Consider the following 20,611-nt stretch of genomic DNA (forward strand, 5'->3'; position numbering starts at 1 on the left):
ACATGGATATGGAAATTAGAGCTTTAAGTGAAAAGAATAATGTAAAAATTTCAATTGTTGATATATCAGAGGGATTTAATGAAATTGTAAAATTACAAGGAACTAATCCGTTAACCTCAGTGGCTTTAGGAAGAACTGTTATTAATAATGCTCTATTAAGTTTATCTTTAAAAGATGGAAGTAAAATGACAACAAATTTAAATGGAATGGGTCTTGGTGGATCTATAATAGCTGAATTTCAAGATAAAAAATTTAGAGGATATATTCAAGTTCCTAATTTTGAAGTGGATAAAATTGAAGAAGGAAATGGAAGCCCCTTATCTCAAGTGGTGGGAACACAAGGTTTCTTACAAATTTCAAGAGATAATGGCGGAACTGAACCATATACTTCAAGAGTTGATTTGGTTTCTGGAGAAATAAATTTAGATTTCATGTATTACTTACAACAAAGTGATCAAATTCATTCTTTAATAAGTTCAACTGTAGAAATAAATGAAGATGGTACAATTAAAAAAGCTTGCGGGATAATAATTCAATTATTACCTGGATTTAGCGATGAAGATATAGATTTTATAGAGGAAAAAGTTGGCTCTTTAGAACATTTGGTAAAAACTTTAATTAGCACAACTAATTATGAATCTTTAATTAAAGATATCTGTGAAGATGCTAAAGTTCTAAGTGTCGGAGAATTAAAATTTGAATGTACTTGTAATATGGAAAAAGTTATTGATTCAGTTAAAATGTTAGGTCAAGAAGACATTAAGAAAATTATTTCAGAAGGAGAAGTTGTGGAAGTTGTTTGTGACTTTTGTAAAAAACAATATAATGTTAAACCTGAAGAACTTGCTAAATAATTTGTGATAAAATTATTTTGGTGTATTTAAGTTCTATATTAAGGAGAATTAATATGGAAGAAAAAGATTTACAACAACCTGTTTCTGTGGGTGAGGGTGAATTAAAACAATCTAAAGAAAAAAAAGAAAAGATTGTTAAAGAGAAACCAGTTAAAAAGCAAGTGGCTGGTGATCAAGAACCTCGTATTAGAGAGTTCGAACATGTTCAGGTAGAAGAAGTAACTGAAGATGGAGTTAAAGGGTTAAAGCAAAAAGTAAAAATTCAAAAACAATTAACCTCAAAATATTCTAAAGATATTTTGGAAGGAAAAATAATTTCTACAACAGGTAACAAACCTGATTTTGAAAAAAACGTTATTGAATTGTATGGTGCTAAAAAATGATACGTAACTGGAGATTTAGTAACACCAGTTCTACGTGGAGTGGACTTGAAACTTGAAAAGGGTAAATTTATTGTAATTTTAGGACCGTCTGGTTCTGGTAAAACAACTTTATTAAACGCAATTTCGGGATTAGATAAAACAACCGAAGGTGACGTTTTCGTTCTAGGTAGCAATTTGTCTTTATTAAAAGACTCACACTTAACAAAATTCCGTAGAGAAAATGTTGGGTTCATTTTCCAACAATATAATCTACTTTCAAACTTAACTGCAAAAGAAAACGCAGAAGTTGGGGAAAACTTAAGTAAATCAAAAGAAAACAAAATGTCAATTGAAGAAATCTTCAAAACAATTGGTATGGAAGAACAAATGAATAAATATCCACACCAAATGTCGGGAGGACAACAACAAAGGGTTTCTATTGCTAGAGCTTTAGCTAAAAACCCAGAGATTCTATTTGGTGATGAACCAACTGGAGCTCTTGATGAAGAAATGGGTAGAAAAGTTCTTGATATTTTAGTTGATGTTAAAGAAAAATATAACACAACTGTAATTATAGTTACACACAACCCTAACATTAGTGAAATTGGAGATACAGTTATACATGTTAAAAACGGTAAAATTGATCAAATTAAACAAAACGCTAAACCAAAAAAGCCTTCAGAAATTGACTGATCATAGAAAAACAAACTACAAAGGGAAATCTTTTGTAGTTTTTTTTCTGCTAAAAAAGTATATAATTATATTTGTTAAAAGGTGGGAAAAAGACATGCCAATATTTAATTTTAAAGGTGTAGACGAAAGTAAAGTTAACGAATACTTTAAACAAGTTGGGGAACTGGCTTTAATCATTAATGCCGATGTTAAGAAGTTTGTATTTTGACACGATCCAAGTACTTTAATAGGTAATGGTTACGAAAAAGACGCAATTCAAGTTTCAATAGAATGAGTCGGAAGACCATTGAAGCAAGAAGAGGTATCTAAACACATTCAAAAATTCTTTGGAAATATTTCAAAAAATATCTATGTTAAATTTGAGGAAATTAACAGTTTCTTATATTTAAATGGAGAATGTATTGGATAATGAAAATTAAAAATGTTGATATAAAGGGTCAAGTATTTTTAGGTCCTATGGCAGGAACTACTAATGCTGCCTTTAGAATTATTTGTAAAGAAAAAGGTGCAGCACTTGTTTATGCTGAAATGGTTAGTACTGAAGGTTTGGTTCATAATAATCAAAAAACTAAAACTATGATTGAAGTATCTAATTTGGAACACCCCATCACTTTGCAAATTTTTGGTTTTGATGTAAATTCGTTTGTCGAAGGAGCCAAAATAGTTGAAGAATTTTCTGAATGTGACATTATAGATATTAATATGGGTTGTCCGGCACCAAAGGTAGCATTAAGAAGTCAAGCTGGAGCAAATTTATTAAAGTACCCAGAAAGAGTTGGGGAAGTAATAAAGGCTGTTGTTGATAACACATCAAAACCAGTTACAGTAAAAATGAGAATTGGTTGAGATGATGAAAACAGAAATGTAGTTGAGCTTGCTAAAATTGCAGAAGCAAATGGTGCAAGTGCCATTGCAGTGCATGGTAGAACAAGAAATCAATTTTATACTGGAAAAGCAGATTGAACTTGAATTAAAAAAGTTAAAGAAGCTGTTAGTATACCTGTAATAGGTAATGGTGATGTTGTTGATGGTCCATCGGCAAAAGCAATGATTGAAGAAACTGGTTGTGATGGAATAATGATAGCAAGAGCAGCTCAGGGTAATCCATGAGTTTTTAGAGAAATTCAACATTATTTAGATACTGGTGAAACCTTGGAAAAACCATCATACGAAGAATGAAAAGAAACGGTTATTAGACATGCAAATCTATTAATGGAAATGCGTGGAGAAGAGTTTGCAATGAGAGAAATGAGAAAACAACTTCTTTGATATTTAGGAACACTGGGAAATGACAATATAATTAAAGAAATGAAACAAATGGCAACTACTATTGAATCATTAGGAGATATTAATAATATATTTAGTTTTTATGAAAGCAAAAATTTAGGAGAATAATCAGATGAGCAACAATTTTGAAAGAAATTTTTCAGAACAAGAAAATATAAGAAGAGATAAACTTAAAAAATTAACTGAAAATGGTAGAGATCCTTTTGTTGAAAATCAATTCGAAAGAAGTCATTCATTAACAGAATTAAATGATCAATTTTCTTCATTTTCAAAAGATGAGTTAACTGAAAAAACAAACATTATAATCTCTGCTGCAGGTAGAATTAGGCTATTTAGAGAAGCTGGTAAAAAAGCAATCTTTGCAAATATTCAAGACCAAAAATCTTCAATTCAAATATATGTTAGACAAGATGAATTGGGTGATGAAGAATTTGAGTATTTCAGAGATTTAGATTTGGGTGATATAGTTGGTGTTGAAGGAATTATGATGAAAACCGATCATGGAGAATTAACTATAAGAATTAAAAAGGCCAAATTACTTAGCAAAGCTTTAAAACCATTGCCAGACAAACATTTGGGTATGGCTGATATAGAAGAAAAATATAGAAGAAGATATGTTGATTTGATTATTAATCCTGAAGCAAAACAAGTTTTTATTGATAGAACAAAAATAATTAGAACTATCCAAACTATTTTAGATTCAAAAGGATATATGGAGGTTGAAACACCTATCTTGCAATCTGTTAGGGGTGGAGCGAGTGCCAAACCTTTTGTAACACATTACAATGCATTAAATAATGATTTTGTTTTAAGAATTGCAACTGAATTACATTTAAAAAGATGTATAGTTGGTGGTTTTGATGGTGTGTACGAAATTGGTAGAATCTTTAGAAATGAAGGAATAAGTACAAGACACAATCCAGAATTTACATCAATTGAACTTTATGTTGCATATAAAAACATGGAATTCTTAATGGAATTATGTGAAGAATTGTTTAGAGAATGTTCGTTGGTTGTTAGAGGTACTACAAAAATTAACTATGGTGGACATGATTTAGATTTATCAAAACCATTCAAAAGATGACACATGGTGGATGCAATTAAAGAAGTTTGTGGAGTTGATTTTTGAAAAGAAATGACTTATGAAGAGGCTTGTGAAATTGCAAAAAAACATAATGTTAAAGTTGAGAAACATCATTTTTCAGTTGGACACATTATCAATTTATTTTTTGAAGAATTTGTGGAGGAAAAAATTGTTGAACCAACATTTATTTGAGGACATCCGAGAGAAATTTCTCCACTTTCAAAATTAAATTCAAAAGATCCTAGATTCACTGATAGATTTGAATTATTTATCATTAATAGAGAATATGCAAATGCATTTGCAGAGTTAAATAATCCAATCGATCAATATGATAGATTTGTAGATCAAATCAAAGAAGCTGTTGCTGGAAATGATGAGGCAAATGAAATGGATATCGATTTCATTGAAGCACTGGAATATGGAATGCCACCAACAGGCGGAATTGGAATTGGAATTGATAGAATGGTTATGTTATTAACAAATTCAGAATCAATAAAAGATGTTCTTCTATTCCCTCAAATGAAACCAAGAGGCAATTAATGAAATACGGTATAGCTTTAGGTTATGTTTCTAAATTAAATTTTCAAGAAACAATTCAAGGAATAGAATATATCAAAGAAAATACTTTCAAAGCTTTAAAAGAGAAATTCAATTTATTAAATGTATCAAGTGGTATTGTGACTAACAAGAACCTTTGATTAAATGATGACTTTCAACAAACAAAAAGGCCAATAGATTTTGATGTTACAAGTCAAAATGAATATGGTGAAATAATTCAATCAAACAACAAATGAAGAAGATATTTTTTAAAGAATTTTGATGAAGATAATGAAACGGTAAATGGAATAATTACAAACTTTACAACCGTTAATAGAGATGCCGTTTTGGACAATATAAACTCATTAATTTTTGATGAAGTTGGACTAGAGATTTTAGTTGATGAAGTTGATATGGATATTTTGAATAATAATCTTATAGAGATTTATAAAATACTTTGTTCAATTGATACAAATTTGAGTAAAGAATATGATAATTTGAATAGTTTTCATTTTTCAAAGACATTAACTTTCATAACATATAAAAAATTAAGAGAATTATATCCGCTATTAACGTTTTCAGAAAGATTAAATAAGTTTGGAAAAGATCACGGCAGTTTTGTAATACAAGATTATGCTGAAAAAATAATGAATCAAAAAAATATAAGTCAATTCTCAGAAGATGTATTTAATTTGAAAACCTACTCAAAATTATATATTTATAATGGAGAGTGCGAAAAATCAGTTTCATTAGTTTATGCCGGTTTCCAAGTTGATAGAAAAACACTTCAAGAACAAAATCTTATTTTAAAAGAAAATAGCAAAATAAATAATGAGTATAATCACTTGATAAAGTCAAACGAACTTCCTTTGACTTTATCTGTTGGAATCTTTACGAATAGAGTTTTGATGACAATACTTGAAAAACAGCATATTGGAGAAGTGCACTCTTCTATATGGGGAAGCGATTTTCTTGAGTACTGTAAAGCAAACAATATTAAAATACTTTAATCACAACTTAGTTGTGATTTTTATTTATAATTAAATTGGTGATAAAAATGGTATCCTTAATTATTGTAGCTAACGGATCGGGACAAAGATTCGGTGAAAATAAAATGTTAGCAAAAATTAATAATGAATATTTAATAAATGAGACAATAAAATGTTTTGAAAATCTAAATGAAATTCAAGAGATTATCGTTGTTTCTAATTTGGAAATTTTTGAAATAATTAAAAATAAAGATGCAATACTTGTTGAGGGTGGGAAAACAAGGGGTGAGTCTGTAAAAAAAGGTTTGGAGCTTGCAACCAAAGATTTTGTGCTAATCCATGATGGTGCAAGACCTTTTGTTTCAAAAGAAACTATTTTGGAAATTATAGATAACTTAAATGAAAATGATTCTGTAATTCCTACTTTAAAAGTTACAAATTGTTTAAAAAGAATCGTGGGAAATAAAATTGAAACAGTTAATAGAGAAGAGTATTTCCAAACTCAAACACCACAAGGGTTTAAGACAAAAATAATTAAAGACCAATACAATGAAAATCAAAATGATTTCTTTGATGACTGTCAATTAATTGAAAAATTAAACTACAAAATAAAATTTATAGAAGGTGATGAAAAAAATAAGAAAATTACTTTTAAAAGAGATTTATAAATATACCTTGAATATAATATAACTTTTACTATATAATAAATAGGCGAGTTAATTTTTTATTAACTCCTTGCCTTTTAGTAGGCCAAAAGACCACAAGGAGATAGAAATATGATTAGAAAATACGAAGTAATGTACATCATCGATCAAGATACAACAGATGTTAAAGTTGTTCAAACAAAATTACATGATGTTCTTACTGCTAATGGCGGAAAAATCTTAGAATCAGAAGACTGAGGATTAAGAGATTTCGCTTATATAATTAAGAAAAAGAAAAAAGGTTACTATACAGTAGTGATCGTTGAAACAGATTCAGCAAACATTAATGAATTTGAACGTGTTTCAAGAATTGATAAAAATGTAGTTAGATACCAAGTGCTTAACACAGAAAACGAAAAAAAATACATTCAATCAACAAAATTATCTAAAACAGATATGTCAAAATTTAAAGAAGAGAAAAAACCTTCAAGAGGATTTGACAGAAGAATGCCAAGAAGAGATGAAAACCCAAGAGTTGAAGAATCAAACGAAGTAAAATCTGTAAAAGAAGAAAAAGAAGTAACAGTTGTTAAAGAAGTAAAAGAAAAAAATGCTGCAACTAAAGAAGCTAAACCAGCTGCTAAAAAAACAACTAAAAAAGTTGAAGAAAAAGAAGCTTAATAGCTTTAAAGGAGAATTCAAATGAACTCAGTAAACCTAATAGGAAGAATTACAAAAGACCCAGAACTAAGAAGTTCATCAAATGGTAAATCATTTGTTGCATTTACACTTGCTGTAAATGAATTTTCTGGAGGGAATCAATTCACTCAATTTGTACCTTGCTTTGCATGAGAAAAGACTGCAGAAAACTTGGCAAAATTTGTTAAAAAGGGTGCTCAAATTTCTGTGGAAGGTTCAATAAATGTTAGACAAGAAAACAACAATGGACAATTTTCACAAATCGTTACAATTAGAGCTAATAGAATTGAATTCCTGGGTGGTACTGGTAACGGAACTCAATCAGGTTCAAATAATTCATTTGAAACAAACCAACCAAAACAATCTACTCAACAAACATCAAGTAATTTTGATTTTGATCTAATAGACGATGTTAAATCAAACGATGATGATTCGATTTTATGAGAAGACTAATATAGGAGGAAAAAATACAATGAAAAAATTTGTAAGAAGAAAAAAAGTAAATTTCTTTGCTAAAAACAACATTGATTATATAGATTACAAAGATGTGGATTTATTAAAAAAATTCATTTCTGCTAATGGGCAAATATTACCAAAAAGAATTACAGGTACATCACCAAAACACCAAAGAATGTTAGCTGTTGCTATTAAAAGAGCAAGAGGTATGGGGTTGTTACCATTCGTGGTTCAATAATAATTATTAAACACCTACAAGGTGTTTTTTTATTTGTTATAATTAAGAAGGTGAAAATAAATGAAAGTAATTTTATTAGCTGATGTGAAAAATTATGGTAAAAAAGATCAAATTGTAAATGTGTCTGATGGATATGGTGCAAATTACTTAATACCAAAAGGATTAGCAATTCTTGCAACAAAAGATGATGTAAGTCATTTAAATGTAAGAAAAAGAAAAGAAGAAGAATTAAATAAAGAAAAGCAAAACGAAATAAACTTTTTAAAGGAAAGAATTGAAGGGTTACAATTAAATTTTAAAATTAAAACAAAAGACGGAAGACCATTTGGTTCAATTTCTCTTTCGCAAATAACCGAAAGGCTGAAAAAGGAATTTTCTATCGAATTAGATAAAAGAAAATTTGAAAAACATGAAAATATTAATAAGTTAGGTTTATTTTATTTAAAAGTTAAACTTGAATTTAAAGTAATGGCAACTTTAAAAGTGTTTGTAGAGGGTACAGAATAATGAATGAAAAAATAGATTTAAATAGTGTTCTAATAGATTCGGAAAAAGCTGTATTAGCAATTGCAATGCACTCACCAAAAGCGAGTTTTGATATTTTAACTCAACTAAACTCTGAAGATTTTAGTTTGGAAAAACACCAAACTATTTTTGAAGCAATCAATAGCGTTTCGCAAAATAGCCAAAACGTTACAATAACAAAACTAGCTGAATTTTTAGAAGATAAAAAAATGTTAGATAAAATCGGTGGAGTTGGATATTTATCTGATGTATCTGGATACTTCTATACTGATGAAGGTTTTGAAGATTATGTTGAAATAGTTTTTAAAAATTCTATTGGAAGACAGTTGGATAGAGCTTTAATACACATTAAACAATTAAGAGATAGCAAATCGCCAATCGATGAAGTTTTTATGGTGGCTCAACAAAAAATTTTAAACATTAAAACAGATATAAAAAAGGACGACGCAACAGAGGTTAAAGAAACTGTTGTAGAAGTTATTAAAAAAATTGAAGCACTAGAAAAAAATGGAGGACTTGTAAATGGTGTTCCTTCTGGTTTCTCTGATTTGGATCAAATAACTAATGGATGACAAAAAGGAGATTTCATTATTTTGGCAGCTCGTCCTTCTATGGGTAAAACTGCTTTCGCACTTAACTTAGCTGTTAATGCAGCGGAAAGACAAAAGGGTGTAGCATTCTTTTCTCTAGAGATGCCCAAAGAACAATTGGTGCAAAGGGTATTAAGTTCTGTTTCTGGAATAGATTCTGGAGCATTAAGAAATGCTCAAGGATTAACAACAGAAAAATGAACTAGAATTACGGCCGGTGGAGAACAAATTAAAAACATGAATATTGTTATTGATGATACTCCTGGTATTACGGTATTACAACTACAATCAAAACTAAGAAAAATGAAAAGAGATTTTGGAGTAGAAATATGTTTTATTGATTACCTTCAATTAATTTCATCTATGTCAAATAAGTTTGATAGTAGACAAAACGAAGTTGCAGCAATATCAAGACATTTAAAAAAAATTGCTCGTGAATTGAATATGCCTATAGTTTGTCTTTCTCAATTATCACGTAGTGTTGAAAAAAGAGAAGAAAAAACCCCTTTAATGTCAGATTTAAGGGATTCGGGAGCCATTGAACAAGATGCAGATATAATTATGTTTTTATATAGGGATGCATATTATAAAGCCAAAGAATATAATGTTGGAGCAGATGATCCAACAGATGAGACAGATATTATAATTTCAAAACACCGTAACGGAGCAACGGGTGTTGTTAAAGTTAATTTCTTAAGAAGTTATGGTAAATTTATAGATCAGTCAAAAAATTCATAATGGGTTTTTTAATTTTTTAATGTAGAATAAACAATAGAGATTTGTTTTAAAAAAAAGAGGTTAGTTAAATTATGAAAAAATTACTTTCAGTGTTGGGGACATTTGCAATAGTTACACCAGGTATTTCTGCTGTAGCGTCTTGTGGTATAAGCACTAATTCAATCAAAACTTTAGTTGATAATGATAAAGAATTTAAAATTGGAGATGAGACTGTTGGATACTCAAAAGTATTTGGAAGTAACTCAACACTTTCTGTTTTGGGATATCAAGTGTTAGATGCACTTACTTTTACTGAGGATAAATACCCCGGAAAAGATAATCCAAAAAAACAAAAGCAAAAGGATGTTCTTGGTGATACTGGTTTAGCAATGGCACTTACAAACGCAAACAAAGAAGAACAAAAACAAGATATAAAATTCTCTGGAGATGCTATTGAAGATTTTGTAAAAGATTATAATGAACCTGTTGACTCAAACTTTACAGAAGTTAATTTTAATTTAGGTATCACAAATAAAGAAATTAAAGAAGGAGAAAAGTGATCAGCTAGCAAAGCTACAACTTTTAATTCTAATGATGCAAAAACTATTCAAGCAGAAGTGAAGTATCAATATAAGGAAAATGGTAATTTAGATAAAACAACAATTGATCATGACACTTCTTCTAGTGAAACTAGTTTAGAAGATTACCTTTCAAAAACATGATCAACCGAAAAAGCAAATGTTGATTGAACTAAAGGGCTTTCTGAATATAAAGATAAACCATATTATGCAATGAGCAGTGATGATGCTGAAAAAATGTATTCAGCAATTTTGAAAGAAGATGAAAAAAATCAAGAAGAATTGCTTGGAAATCCAAAAGTTAACTTAGCAACTTTCAAAAATGATCATACAAAATTAACCAGCTCTAAAACTAGATATGAAAATGGTATATTGATGCCCGGGCAATACAATCTTCCTGGAAATGCAGACAAACAAATAAAGGACTTTAATGAAGAAATAAAGTCACAAGACATTTCGGGATCAAGTGTATTTTATAGAAACAAAGATAAAAATGCTCTTCAATCACAAGTTGTGGGTGGCTATGATAATGAAAATAGAACATTCATGTACAGCAAAAGCACATCTCCTCTAAAAATTGACTTCACATTCACAATGCCTGAAGATAAAAAAAGAGAAAGAGAAGAAGTTAATTATAAAATTGAAATAACTTTAAATAATTTAATTGTTGGATATCAATTGGTAGGAGTTAACTTAGAAACTGAAATTAAGGATAAAAAAATAGAGTCTGCAAAAAACGTTTATTGATATGAGCCTGCCTTTTATCAATTTACAAATAAAGAAATGTTTAGAATTAGTTCTAATAATGTAGATGGAACTACAGATGTTTTTAAAGACTTAAAAGGGGCAACTATTAATATATCTAAAAAAACAAAGTAATAATTTGTGAGATAATTGAATAGAAAAAAAGAAACGGGGCACTTCTTATGAACTACTACATCAGATTTGATAGTAATTTTTATAATGTTGTTGATGGTAATACAAATCAAGTGATTGCGTCATTTGTTAGTGATTTTGAAGCTAACAAATTTATACAATCACTTTTTGGCTTTGCCTTAAACCCATTTGCAAGAAATCAACCTCAAGTAATTAATCATTATCCTATTAATAATCAGATACCTATGTATACAAACCAAATACCAATGCAAATAAATCCAAACAATCAATACCAATTAGTGCCACCCCTGAATCAAGGCACTATTCAACAAGGTATCTTGCAACAACCTCAAATGATGCAACAACCTCAAATGATGCAACAACCTCAAATGATGCAACAACCTCAAACGATGCAACAACCTCAAATGATGCAACAACCTCAAATGATGCAACAACCTCAAATGATGCAACAACCTCAAACGATGCAACAACCTCAAATGATGCAACAACCTCAAATGATGCAATCACAAACAATGATGCAAGAACCAAATATTGTACAACCTCAAACGATGCAACAAGTTGCTCCAGAACCAAATTTGAAAGCTGTAGAGCCCAATCAAAGTGTTGTTCAAGAACAAATTTTTGAACAATTAAACCAAAATACAGTTGTTAAAACAAACGAAAATAACATCTTTGAAGAAAAAGAAGAAGAGTTTAAGTTTGAATTTAATGACAATACTTTATCGATAGATTCAAGTTTATTTGAAGAAGATAAAATGGGAGCAATAATACAGGAACCAAATAGTTTTGTTAACAATACTGACGATGATAGTCTTGGAGAAGTTTCTGCATATAAAGACATAAAACATGTAGAACAAAAACAAGTAGAAATAATTGATGATAATACATTTGGATTTGAGGATATACCGGACTTAGACGAAGACTTTGCTTTTAAGGAACCAGTTTCTAAAAGCACAGAAGAAGAAAAAGCCATTACAGAAATTTATGAGGAAAACTTAATACCAGAAAGTAGAGTTACATCAAAAAAGGATGACGGTTTAATTGATCTTGGACCAATGAATGAAGAAGATGATATATTCTCAACACCAAGAAAAGATGCTGAACAAGATGATTTTGAAGTATTCTCCTTATCTAAAAAGGAAAAAGCAGAACTTAAAAAAGCCAAAAAAAGAGAAGAACTTTCAAGAAAGAGATATCAAAAACTTTTAAGATAATGAAATTAATAAACGAATTAGATCAAGAATGAATAGATTTATTTTTGAAAAAAGATATTTATAAAGATATTGAAAGTATTCTTAATAAAATTGAAGACTTTGAAAATGTATATCCTCCACAAGAGGATATTTTTAGAGTTTTTAAGATAATAAAACCAAAAGATATTAAGGTTGTAATTATTGGACAAGATCCTTATCACGGACCCCAACAAGCAAACGGAATAGCCTTCAGTGTTTCAAATAATGTAAAAACACCTCCTAGTTTAAAAAATATATTTAAAGAATTAAAAAGTGATTTGGATATAGATCACTTCAACAATAATGATTTATTGGGTTGAGTAAAGCAAGGTGTCTTTTTAATAAATTCGTGTTTGACTGTAAAAAAAGGAGAACCAAACTCTCACAAGAATCTCGGTTGAGATAAAGTAATTTTAAAAATTTTAGATGAAATAAATAATTTTAATAAAGACATTATTTATTGTTTGTGGGGAAATTATGCAAAAAAAATATATAATAGTCTTGTATATAAAAATGAAAAGAAAATTATTTTTTCAGCTCACCCATCACCATTTAGCTTTAAAAATGGTTTTGAAAAAAGTAATCCTTTTTCAAAAATAAACTTAATGTTGAAAAGTACTAATCAAAAAGAAATTAATTGAGAGTATTAAGGAGCGTACCATGAATAATATTAGTAAATGATTGCTTGAAGGAAATAATATGGCGTATGCTATGTCTGGTTTTATTGGCTTCTTTATATTCTTGTATTTCTTATACAACGCCATGTCTTTTTGAATTTTAAAAGAAAAATACCATGGCATAAGATTCACAACTAAAAACATTGCTTATATTACAATGTTTACAGCAATAAATGTAAGTATAACTGTTGTAATTTCATTAACTTTACCAATTACTGTTTTTCCTCCAATCAGAATTGCATTTGAAGGGGTAATGGTTAAAATAACGGGCTTTATTTTCGGTCCAATCATCGGGGTTTTGGTGGCTCTAATCACTGAAATATTAGTAATGATTTTTGTTCCCTCATTCGTTCACCCAGCTTTTATAGTTGTAATTATTTGTTATGGATTTATTGCTGGTATAGGATCGAGTTTTTTAAGATTAGGCAAAGGTTACAATTGAGTGCCGGTTCTTTTAATTAATTTGTTTTTAATTGCATTTGCGGCATTTATGGTTTTTGTTATTGATGGATATCCAGCAGAAGAAACAATCAAGGTTTTGGGTTTTGAAGTTGACAAAGAAACTTATAAATGAATATTCCTTGGTTCTATAATAGCTTGTATAGCTATTTTCTGAGTAATTTATTTTACACTATTAATAAAAGGTCAGCGAAAAACGCTGCATGTTTTATTACCGATCATCTTGTTTGCTACGGCATCTGAATATTTGGTAACAGCCGTAATTTCTGCTTGGGGTGATGCTGGATTTTTAGGTATACCAACAGAAAACGGGGGATATACTGCTATGTTTATTGGAAGACTTGTTCAAGCTCCTATGAAAATTATATTTAACTCAGCCGTTTTATATTTAACTTATAAAGCTGTTTCTCCGTTAATTAAAAGAGACAGATAATAGAAGGAATTAAATTAATGAAATTATATGATTCTTTAACAACAAAACTAAAAGAAATAGATGTTCCTAAGGTTTGTATTTATAATTGTGGACCAACTGTTTATGACTATATACACATAGGAAATGCAAGACCTTTAATTTTAACTGACATTATTATTAAATATTTAGAGCACAGAGATATTAAATATAAATATTTATTAAATATAACAGATATCGATGACAAAATAATAAATAAAGCTTTAGAAAAAAATATGACAGAAGAAGATTACACAAAAAAATTTACCAATGCTTTTTTGGAGGATATAGATTCTTTGAACATAAAAAGACCAACAGCTATTCTACCTATATCTACAAAAATAAATGAAATTTTAATTTTCATAGACGACCTAATTAAAAAAGACTTTGCCTATGAAGTTGATGGTAATGTTTATTTTGACATTAGTCAATGAGAGACAAAATACGGAATGCTATCCAAACAAAATTTGGAGCAATTAAATATGGGTGAAAGAATAGAGGTTGATCAAAATAAAAGAAGTCCTCAAGATTTTATTTTATGAAAAAAAACTGATACCGGCAAAAAATGACTATCTAAATGAAGTTTAGGAAGACCTGGATGACACACCGAGTGTGCATTGCTAATTGATGATTATTTTAATAACTCAATTGATATTCACATCGGAGGAATAGATTTAAAATTTCCACATCACGAAAACGAAAGAATTCAATACATGGCTAAAAATTCAAAGGAAATAGCTAAGGTTTGAGTGCATAATGGCCATTTATCAATTGATAATGTTAAAATGTCAAAATCTTTAAAGAATACAATATCTGTTAGAGATTATATAAAAGATAACGGAAGCAATTCTTTAAGATATATTTTTACAAACTCAAACTATAAACAACCTTTAAATATTACACAAGAATTAATAAATCAATCTAAGGATTGAGTTTCAAAAATTGAAACTATGTTAAAAACTGTCAACTGATCAAGTGCTATAGGTGAAGTTATTTTAACAAACCAAACTCCAATTGATGAAGATTTTAACTCATACAAATATCTAACAAAATTTAGAGCAATAATTAGAAATGATTTAAACACTCCAATGGCAATATCTTTAATTGATGAAATGTGTAGAAATATCAATAAGCAAATAAAAGCAAAAATGGTAGATTTAACTTTTTCAAAACTAAAAGTTATACTAGATATACTGGGCTTTAAATTTGAAGAAAAAAAATTAACACCAGAAGATATTGAAAAAATTAAAAAATGAAAATCATGTATTGATACAAAAGATTTTGAAGAAGCAGATAAATTGAGGGAACAACTTAAACAGGAGAATATCATCTAATGAAAAATTATATTTATGGAAAAAATGCAGTTGAAAACATAATAAGAAATTTTAAAAGCGAAATAAAGCAAGTTTTCATTTTAAAGGGACACTCATTTGATCCAGAAATTTATAATTTAATAAAAGAACAAAAAATAGAATGACATTCCTTGGAAAAACAAGAATTTAATGTTTTAATAAAAGAAGGTGTAAACCACCAAGGGCTAATAGCGCAAGTTAAGGATTTTAAATATCTAGAACTTAAAGAATTTTATAATGATTCAAAATTAAAACAAATAGTTTTAATTTTAGACAAAATACAAGACCCACAAAACTTTGGGTCAATTATAAGAACAGCAAGTTTATTTGGGGTTGATGGAATAATAATACAAGAAACAAATCAAGTTCAAGTTACTCCGGCTGTTATGAAGGCTTCTGCTGGAACCATTTATAACGTACCAATTATAAAAGTTAGTAATCTAAAATCTGCAATAAGCAATTTGAAAGATAGGGGATTTTGGATATACAGTTCGTATCTAAATGAACAAAGTGTATCGATTAAGGAAATTGATTTTGACAATAAGTCGGCAATAATAATAGGGAATGAGGGAAACGGTATCACAAACAAAATCGTAGAAATGTCAGATTTTGTTTTTAAGATTGATACCACTAACGTAATAGATTCGTTAAATGTTTCGGTAGCAACAGGAATTATACTTTTTGAATTATCTAATAATTAAAATATAGATAGGAATAAAAGAATGAACAATTTTAAACACATTATCAATGAGGTGATAGCATCTGAATTTTCAGAACAACTAACAAAAGAGACACTAATGCATTTTCAAAGATCAGTAATTAAGATAATAAATACAGAACACCAAAAAATTAGTTTCTTACAATTAGAGAAAGATGACCTTACTTCACAAGTTTTTCTTGCAATTAAAGAAGTGAAAGAGAAATATGACATAAATAAGAATGTTCCATTAATAGCATATGCAAATTTTATAATAAAAAGAAGAATACTTGATTATGCAAAATTTCTAAAAAGAGATAAAAGAAAAATAACTATTCAAATGATAAATTCATATAGAAGCGGTTTAACAGATGAGGGTCAAACATTTTTAGAAAGAGACATAGATCGTTTTTCTTTTGTAAAAAGCAAGGAAGATGACAGGAGTAATGAAATAAAGGAATTATTCTTTCTTTTTATTGAAAAAACAAAAGATAAAGTAGAGAAGAAAGCGGCTATGATGCTTTACAAAGGATATAGTCAAAAAGAAATTATAGAAAAAAATAATATAACAAGAAAAGATTTCTTGAAATTAAAAGAAAAACTAAAAAAGTTTTTTAACTATTTTATTAAAGATATAAGTAAGTTATAATAACTAGGAAAAGAAGAGAGTGTTATCATGCCACAATCAAAGAAAAAAGTTATATTGGTTTGTAGTGAGTGTCTTTCAAGAAACTACACTATTCAAAAGAGCACAATTTCTCAAAGAGAAAGATTACAAATCAAAAAACATTGTATAACATGCAACGCTCATGTTCTACATAAGGAGACAAGATAAAAAATGTCTGACAAAAAAGATTTAAGAGAGCAAAAAGCTCAAGATAAATTAAATAAAATTAAAGAAAAACAAGCTCAAAAAGAAGCTAAGAAAGAAACTAAAAAAAATAAAAAAGAAGAATTCACTAAGCTTTACAATGAGTTTGAAGGGCATGACGGAACACAAGAAGGTAAAATCAAAGCCGCTAAAAACAAAAGAGTCAAAAAAGAAAAAGAAAAAATAGATTATAAATTAGCTTTAAAAGAAGCACCTGTTAAATTTCTTAAAGAAGTAAACAAAATACAATGATCATCAAGAAAAAATTTAGGAACTAAATTTTTATGGGTTATAATATTTATTGCAATATTTGGAGTGTTTTTCTTCTGTGTTGATTTAGCATTCCAAAACTTATTTGAACTTATCAGAATTATCTAAAAGGAGATTATCATGGAACAAAACTTATTTGAATTAGAAGATGAACTTTCATCTTACAAAGGACAATGATTTGTAATTAACTGTAACAGTGGGCACGAGGATCGTGTCAGAGCCGATTTACTACAAAAAATAGAAACATCAGGATTAGAAGACAGAATATTCGATATTAGAATTTCAAAAGGGCCTGTAATGGGTAAAAACAACAAAATTAATGAAAAGAATAAATTTCCCGGATATTTATTTATAAATATGAACATGACTGACGAAACATGATTTATTGTTAGAAACACACCTGGTGTAACAGGGTTTATTGGTTCATCTGGTAAAGGGGCCAAACCTTTACCATTAACAGTGGAAGAGGTTTCAAGAATGTTGGAACAACAATCAACCCAACAATCAAAAGGAGAAAAATCTTCAAAAGGGAATGCAAATCAACCCAAAAGAGAAAAAGTTTTATATACAGCTAATTTCAATGTGAAAGATGTTGTCCTTGTTAAGGATGGTCCCTTTGCAGGTACTGAAGGGCAAGTTATGGAAATGGATTTCGAAAAGGGTGTTGCGGTTGTTAACATCGAACTATTCGGAAGAATTACACCAACTGAATTTGAATTCTCAAGTTTAGAAAAAGCTTTTGTTAACTAAGAACTTTATGAAAATAAAGTTCTTTTTTCTTGTAAAATTTACCTAAGGGAGAAAATTAATTATGAACAATATTAAATTCGAAATAATTTTGGAAGATGGTAGAAAAATGAATGGAGAATTGTATCCAGAACTTGCTCCAATATCAGTTGAAAACTTTGTTAACTTAATTAAAAATAAATACTTTGATGGATTAATTTTTCACAGAGTTATAAAAGGATTTATGATTCAAGGAGGGGGTATGTTTCCTGATATGTCAGAGAAAGGTGGATTAAATCCAATTAAAGGTGAATTCTCAATTAATGGATGAAACAAAAATGCCACATCATTGCCTCATAAACCGGGTGTATTTTCAATGGCTAGAACAAATGTTATGGATAGTGCAACAAGTCAATTCTTTTTAGTGACAGGAGATGCTGGTTTTTTAGATGGTCAATATGCTTCTTTTGGTAAATTATCTGATGAAGCAAGTTTAGAAGTTGCCTTATCAATTGAAAAAGTTGCTACAGGATCAAAAGGTTATCATGATGATGTTCCTTTAGAACCAATTATTATAAAAACAATGAATCTTATTTAATTAAGATTTTTTTTATTTAAAAATTATGTTAATATTATTTATGGCAGATTTTAATTGTGGAAGTAAGTATGCAAATGCATAACTACGTTAGGACCACAGCGAAAACAGGAGGTGTTGTTCGTGGCAAAAAGAATCACACGTATAGCAAAATTAGAATTTATGGCAATGCAAGCAAAACCTGGTGCAGAATTAGCTTCACTTGGAATTAACATGCCAGTATTCACACAACAATTTAATGACGCCACTAAAGATAGAGCTGGAGAAATAGTGCCTGTAGTTATTACAGCTTATGACGATAAATCATGCGATTTCGTTTTAAAAACTACTCCAGCAGCATTTATGCTTAAAAAAGCAGCAGGAATTCAAAAAGGTGCATCTAAATCAGGAACTGAAACAGTTGCAACTATTACAGCAGAAGATATTAAAAAAATTGCTGAATATAAATTACCTGATTTAAATGCAAATACAGTTGAAGCAGCTATGAGAATTATTGAAGGATCAGCTAGAAATATGGGTATAAAAGTTACTGGAATGCCTGAAAAAGAAGGTAAATAGTAATGGCAAAATTAAGTAAAAAATTAAAAGCTGTTAACGAAAAAGTTGACAAAACAAAATTATACTCAATTTCAGAAGCTCTAAAATTAGCTAAAGAAACTTCAATCACAAAATTTGACTCAACTGTAGAAATAGCATTCAACTTAAATGTTGATCCAAGACATGCTGACCAACAAATTAGAGGGGCATTAGTAATGCCTGGTGGAACTGGAAAAACTCAAAAAGTTTTAGTTCTTACAAAAACTAAAGTAAAAGAAGCTGAAGATGCAAAAGCAGACTTCGTAGGAGCAGAAGACTTAATCCAAAAAATAGCAAAAGAAAACTGATTTGATTTCGATGTTATTGTAGCAACTCCAGAAATGATGGCAGAATTAGGAAAAATCGGTAAGGTTTTAGGACCTAAAGGATTAATGCCTAACCCAAAAACTGGAACAGTTACAATGGATGTAGCAAAAGCTTTAGATGAAATTAAAAAAGGTAAAGTAGAATACAGAACTGATAAAGAAGGAAATGTTCACTCAATCTTAGGAAAAGTTTCATTTAATGAAGATAACTTAATGAAAAACTATATAGCTCTTTTAGATGTAATTAAAAAGGCAAAACCTGCAGCAGTTAAAGGTACATATATTAAAAATATATCAATCTCAACTACTATGGGCCCTGGAATCAAAGTTTTAATTGAAAACTAAAATCAAAAACTCACTTAAAGTGAGTTTTTTTTATTCTATAATTATATTGAAAGATGAAGGTAATGATGATGAAATGATGATTTTCTGATTATGATGGCACAATTAATTTAATGCACAATAACTTTATAGATCCTAGAGATTTGGAATTTATAAGAAATTGAATTAAGGATGGAAACAAGTTTGCTATTGCAACTGGTAGAATGGAACATGAAATTAGACCTGTATTAGAGGAAGTTAATATACCTTATGACTATATGATATGCAATAACGGAGCTATTATTTATGAAAAAGATAAGGGAATTATTGAAAATGCAACAATTCCAATGGAATCTAGAGAAGACATAATCAAGATTTTTAAGGAATTAAAAGAACAATATGTTATGGGTTATTGTATAAAAGATGAGAGAAAACCATTTTCAAAAGTTGATGAACCTGAAGTTTATACAAATCCATTTTTAGAACAATATGCACCTTCATATAATAATTTTGAAGAGGGTGAAAATGATATTTTAAATTCTCCAGATCTTAACTTGCTATATTTTTTTGTGGCAGAAGCTGATGTATTGACTGTTAAAACCTTATTAAAAGATAAAATAAAAAAATGTAAAGCTGTAACAACTCATAGAAATGTCATTGAAATTATGAGAGAAGATGTTTCAAAAGCTTATGGAATAAAAAAAATACAGGAAATTAATAATTTTCAAGATTCAGATGTTTATGCAAGTGGTGATGGTGAAAATGATATTGAAATGTTAAAGTTTGCATCAAATTCCTTCGCAATGAGAAAGTGTCAGCCAAAAGTGGATAAAGCGGCAAAAAATATAATAGATAATGTATTTGAAATTGAAAAATTTTTAAAATAATTCAAAAAAGTGCTTGCATTAAAG

The 20,611-nt window shown here is 28.9% G+C and carries 26 protein-coding genes; all 26 read left to right on the forward strand.

The genetic code is table 4. The features are described 5' to 3' along the window. Window positions 1-2: 2 nt before the first annotated feature. The 26 genes from SMONO_RS00075 to SMONO_RS00200 all read left to right on the forward strand — a co-directional run bounded on the left by SMONO_RS00075 (window position 3) and on the right by SMONO_RS00200 (window position 20,587). Entirely contained in the window at window positions 3-854 is an 852-nt protein-coding gene (locus SMONO_RS00075; protein WP_101780322.1) for an Hsp33 family molecular chaperone HslO, read from the forward strand. Window positions 855-907: 53 nt separating this feature from the next. Further along, window positions 908-1,915 (forward strand): ABC transporter ATP-binding protein, encoded by a 1,008-nt coding sequence (locus SMONO_RS00080; RefSeq protein WP_101780323.1) that lies wholly within the window; start codon window positions 908-910, stop codon window positions 1,913-1,915. An 88-nt stretch (window positions 1,916-2,003) separates the two neighbouring features. Continuing rightward, window positions 2,004-2,318, forward strand: a complete 315-nt coding sequence (locus SMONO_RS00085; RefSeq protein ID WP_101780324.1) for a DUF1904 family protein — start codon at window positions 2,004-2,006, stop codon at window positions 2,316-2,318. Then, entirely contained in the window at window positions 2,318-3,304 is a 987-nt protein-coding gene (gene dusB, locus SMONO_RS00090; RefSeq protein ID WP_101780325.1) for a tRNA dihydrouridine synthase DusB, read from the forward strand. Before SMONO_RS00085 ends, dusB begins: the two co-directional genes overlap by 1 nt. Window positions 3,305-3,308: 4 nt before the next feature. Further along, window positions 3,309-4,820: a lysine--tRNA ligase gene (gene lysS / locus SMONO_RS00095; protein ID WP_101780326.1), complete on the forward strand. Its 1,512-nt coding sequence runs from the start codon at window positions 3,309-3,311 to the stop codon at window positions 4,818-4,820. Continuing rightward, a complete protein-coding gene (locus SMONO_RS00100; protein WP_101780327.1) occupies window positions 4,820-5,827 on the forward strand; it encodes a class-II aminoacyl-tRNA synthetase family protein in 1,008 nt (335 codons plus the stop codon). The genes lysS and SMONO_RS00100 overlap by 1 nt, the downstream gene beginning before the upstream one ends. A gap of 47 nt (window positions 5,828-5,874) precedes the next feature. Then, complete coding sequence (locus SMONO_RS00105) at window positions 5,875-6,474, forward strand: IspD/TarI family cytidylyltransferase (protein ID WP_101780328.1); 600 nt, start codon at window positions 5,875-5,877, stop codon at window positions 6,472-6,474. Between the two features lie 108 nt (window positions 6,475-6,582). After that, the gene (gene rpsF / locus SMONO_RS00110) at window positions 6,583-7,131 is read left to right on the forward strand and encodes a 30S ribosomal protein S6 (protein WP_101780329.1); all 549 of its coding nucleotides are present in this window, start codon (window positions 6,583-6,585) and stop codon (window positions 7,129-7,131) included. Between the two features lie 21 nt (window positions 7,132-7,152). Further along, window positions 7,153-7,602, forward strand: a complete 450-nt coding sequence (locus SMONO_RS00115; RefSeq protein ID WP_101780330.1) for a single-stranded DNA-binding protein — start codon at window positions 7,153-7,155, stop codon at window positions 7,600-7,602. Between the two features lie 19 nt (window positions 7,603-7,621). Continuing rightward, window positions 7,622-7,843, forward strand: a complete 222-nt coding sequence (gene rpsR / locus SMONO_RS00120; protein ID WP_101780331.1) for a 30S ribosomal protein S18 — start codon at window positions 7,622-7,624, stop codon at window positions 7,841-7,843. 60 nt (window positions 7,844-7,903) lie between these two features. After that, the gene (gene rplI, locus SMONO_RS00125; protein ID WP_101780332.1) at window positions 7,904-8,350 is read left to right on the forward strand and encodes a 50S ribosomal protein L9; all 447 of its coding nucleotides are present in this window, start codon (window positions 7,904-7,906) and stop codon (window positions 8,348-8,350) included. Beyond that, window positions 8,350-9,696 carry a replicative DNA helicase gene (gene dnaB / locus SMONO_RS00130; RefSeq protein ID WP_101780333.1) on the forward strand — a complete coding sequence of 449 codons (1,347 nt, stop codon included), beginning with the start codon at window positions 8,350-8,352 and terminating at the stop codon, window positions 9,694-9,696. The genes rplI and dnaB overlap by 1 nt, the downstream gene beginning before the upstream one ends. A gap of 71 nt (window positions 9,697-9,767) precedes the next feature. Then, entirely contained in the window at window positions 9,768-11,132 is a 1,365-nt protein-coding gene (locus SMONO_RS00135; RefSeq protein ID WP_101780334.1) for a hypothetical protein, read from the forward strand. A gap of 47 nt (window positions 11,133-11,179) precedes the next feature. Then, a complete protein-coding gene (locus SMONO_RS00140; RefSeq protein WP_101780335.1) occupies window positions 11,180-12,364 on the forward strand; it encodes a hypothetical protein in 1,185 nt (394 codons plus the stop codon). An 8-nt stretch (window positions 12,365-12,372) separates the two neighbouring features. Next, window positions 12,373-13,032, forward strand: a complete 660-nt coding sequence (locus tag SMONO_RS00145) for a uracil-DNA glycosylase (RefSeq protein WP_158637916.1) — start codon at window positions 12,373-12,375, stop codon at window positions 13,030-13,032. Between the two features lie 10 nt (window positions 13,033-13,042). Further along, window positions 13,043-13,951, forward strand: a complete 909-nt coding sequence (locus SMONO_RS00150) for a hypothetical protein (RefSeq protein ID WP_101780337.1) — start codon at window positions 13,043-13,045, stop codon at window positions 13,949-13,951. Between the two features lie 17 nt (window positions 13,952-13,968). Next, the gene (cysS, locus tag SMONO_RS00155; RefSeq protein WP_101780338.1) at window positions 13,969-15,300 is read left to right on the forward strand and encodes a cysteine--tRNA ligase; all 1,332 of its coding nucleotides are present in this window, start codon (window positions 13,969-13,971) and stop codon (window positions 15,298-15,300) included. Then, a complete protein-coding gene (gene rlmB, locus SMONO_RS00160; RefSeq protein ID WP_101780339.1) occupies window positions 15,300-16,019 on the forward strand; it encodes a 23S rRNA (guanosine(2251)-2'-O)-methyltransferase RlmB in 720 nt (239 codons plus the stop codon). The genes cysS and rlmB overlap by 1 nt, the downstream gene beginning before the upstream one ends. A gap of 21 nt (window positions 16,020-16,040) precedes the next feature. After that, the gene (locus SMONO_RS00165) at window positions 16,041-16,664 is read left to right on the forward strand and encodes a hypothetical protein (RefSeq protein WP_101780340.1); all 624 of its coding nucleotides are present in this window, start codon (window positions 16,041-16,043) and stop codon (window positions 16,662-16,664) included. 24 nt (window positions 16,665-16,688) lie between these two features. Further along, window positions 16,689-16,850, forward strand: coding sequence for a 50S ribosomal protein L33 (gene rpmG, locus SMONO_RS00170; protein WP_342748167.1), 162 nt, complete (start codon window positions 16,689-16,691; stop codon window positions 16,848-16,850). A 3-nt stretch (window positions 16,851-16,853) separates the two neighbouring features. Beyond that, complete coding sequence (gene secE, locus SMONO_RS00175) at window positions 16,854-17,264, forward strand: preprotein translocase subunit SecE (RefSeq protein WP_101780341.1); 411 nt, start codon at window positions 16,854-16,856, stop codon at window positions 17,262-17,264. A 9-nt stretch (window positions 17,265-17,273) separates the two neighbouring features. Continuing rightward, window positions 17,274-17,906 carry a transcription termination/antitermination protein NusG gene (gene nusG / locus SMONO_RS00180; RefSeq protein ID WP_101780342.1) on the forward strand — a complete coding sequence of 211 codons (633 nt, stop codon included), beginning with the start codon at window positions 17,274-17,276 and terminating at the stop codon, window positions 17,904-17,906. A gap of 61 nt (window positions 17,907-17,967) precedes the next feature. Continuing rightward, window positions 17,968-18,480: a peptidylprolyl isomerase gene (locus tag SMONO_RS00185; RefSeq protein ID WP_101780343.1), complete on the forward strand. Its 513-nt coding sequence runs from the start codon at window positions 17,968-17,970 to the stop codon at window positions 18,478-18,480. 120 nt (window positions 18,481-18,600) lie between these two features. Further along, a complete protein-coding gene (gene rplK / locus SMONO_RS00190; RefSeq protein WP_101780344.1) occupies window positions 18,601-19,035 on the forward strand; it encodes a 50S ribosomal protein L11 in 435 nt (144 codons plus the stop codon). 2 nt (window positions 19,036-19,037) lie between these two features. Beyond that, window positions 19,038-19,724 carry a 50S ribosomal protein L1 gene (rplA, locus tag SMONO_RS00195; RefSeq protein ID WP_101780345.1) on the forward strand — a complete coding sequence of 229 codons (687 nt, stop codon included), beginning with the start codon at window positions 19,038-19,040 and terminating at the stop codon, window positions 19,722-19,724. 68 nt (window positions 19,725-19,792) lie between these two features. Then, window positions 19,793-20,587: a Cof-type HAD-IIB family hydrolase gene (locus tag SMONO_RS00200; RefSeq protein ID WP_158637875.1), complete on the forward strand. Its 795-nt coding sequence runs from the start codon at window positions 19,793-19,795 to the stop codon at window positions 20,585-20,587. Window positions 20,588-20,611: the final 24 nt, after the last annotated feature.

Source organism: Spiroplasma monobiae MQ-1, from assembly GCF_002865545.1.
GTDB classification, from domain to species: domain Bacteria; phylum Bacillota_I; class Bacilli_A; order Mycoplasmatales; family Mycoplasmataceae; genus Spiroplasma_A; species Spiroplasma_A monobiae.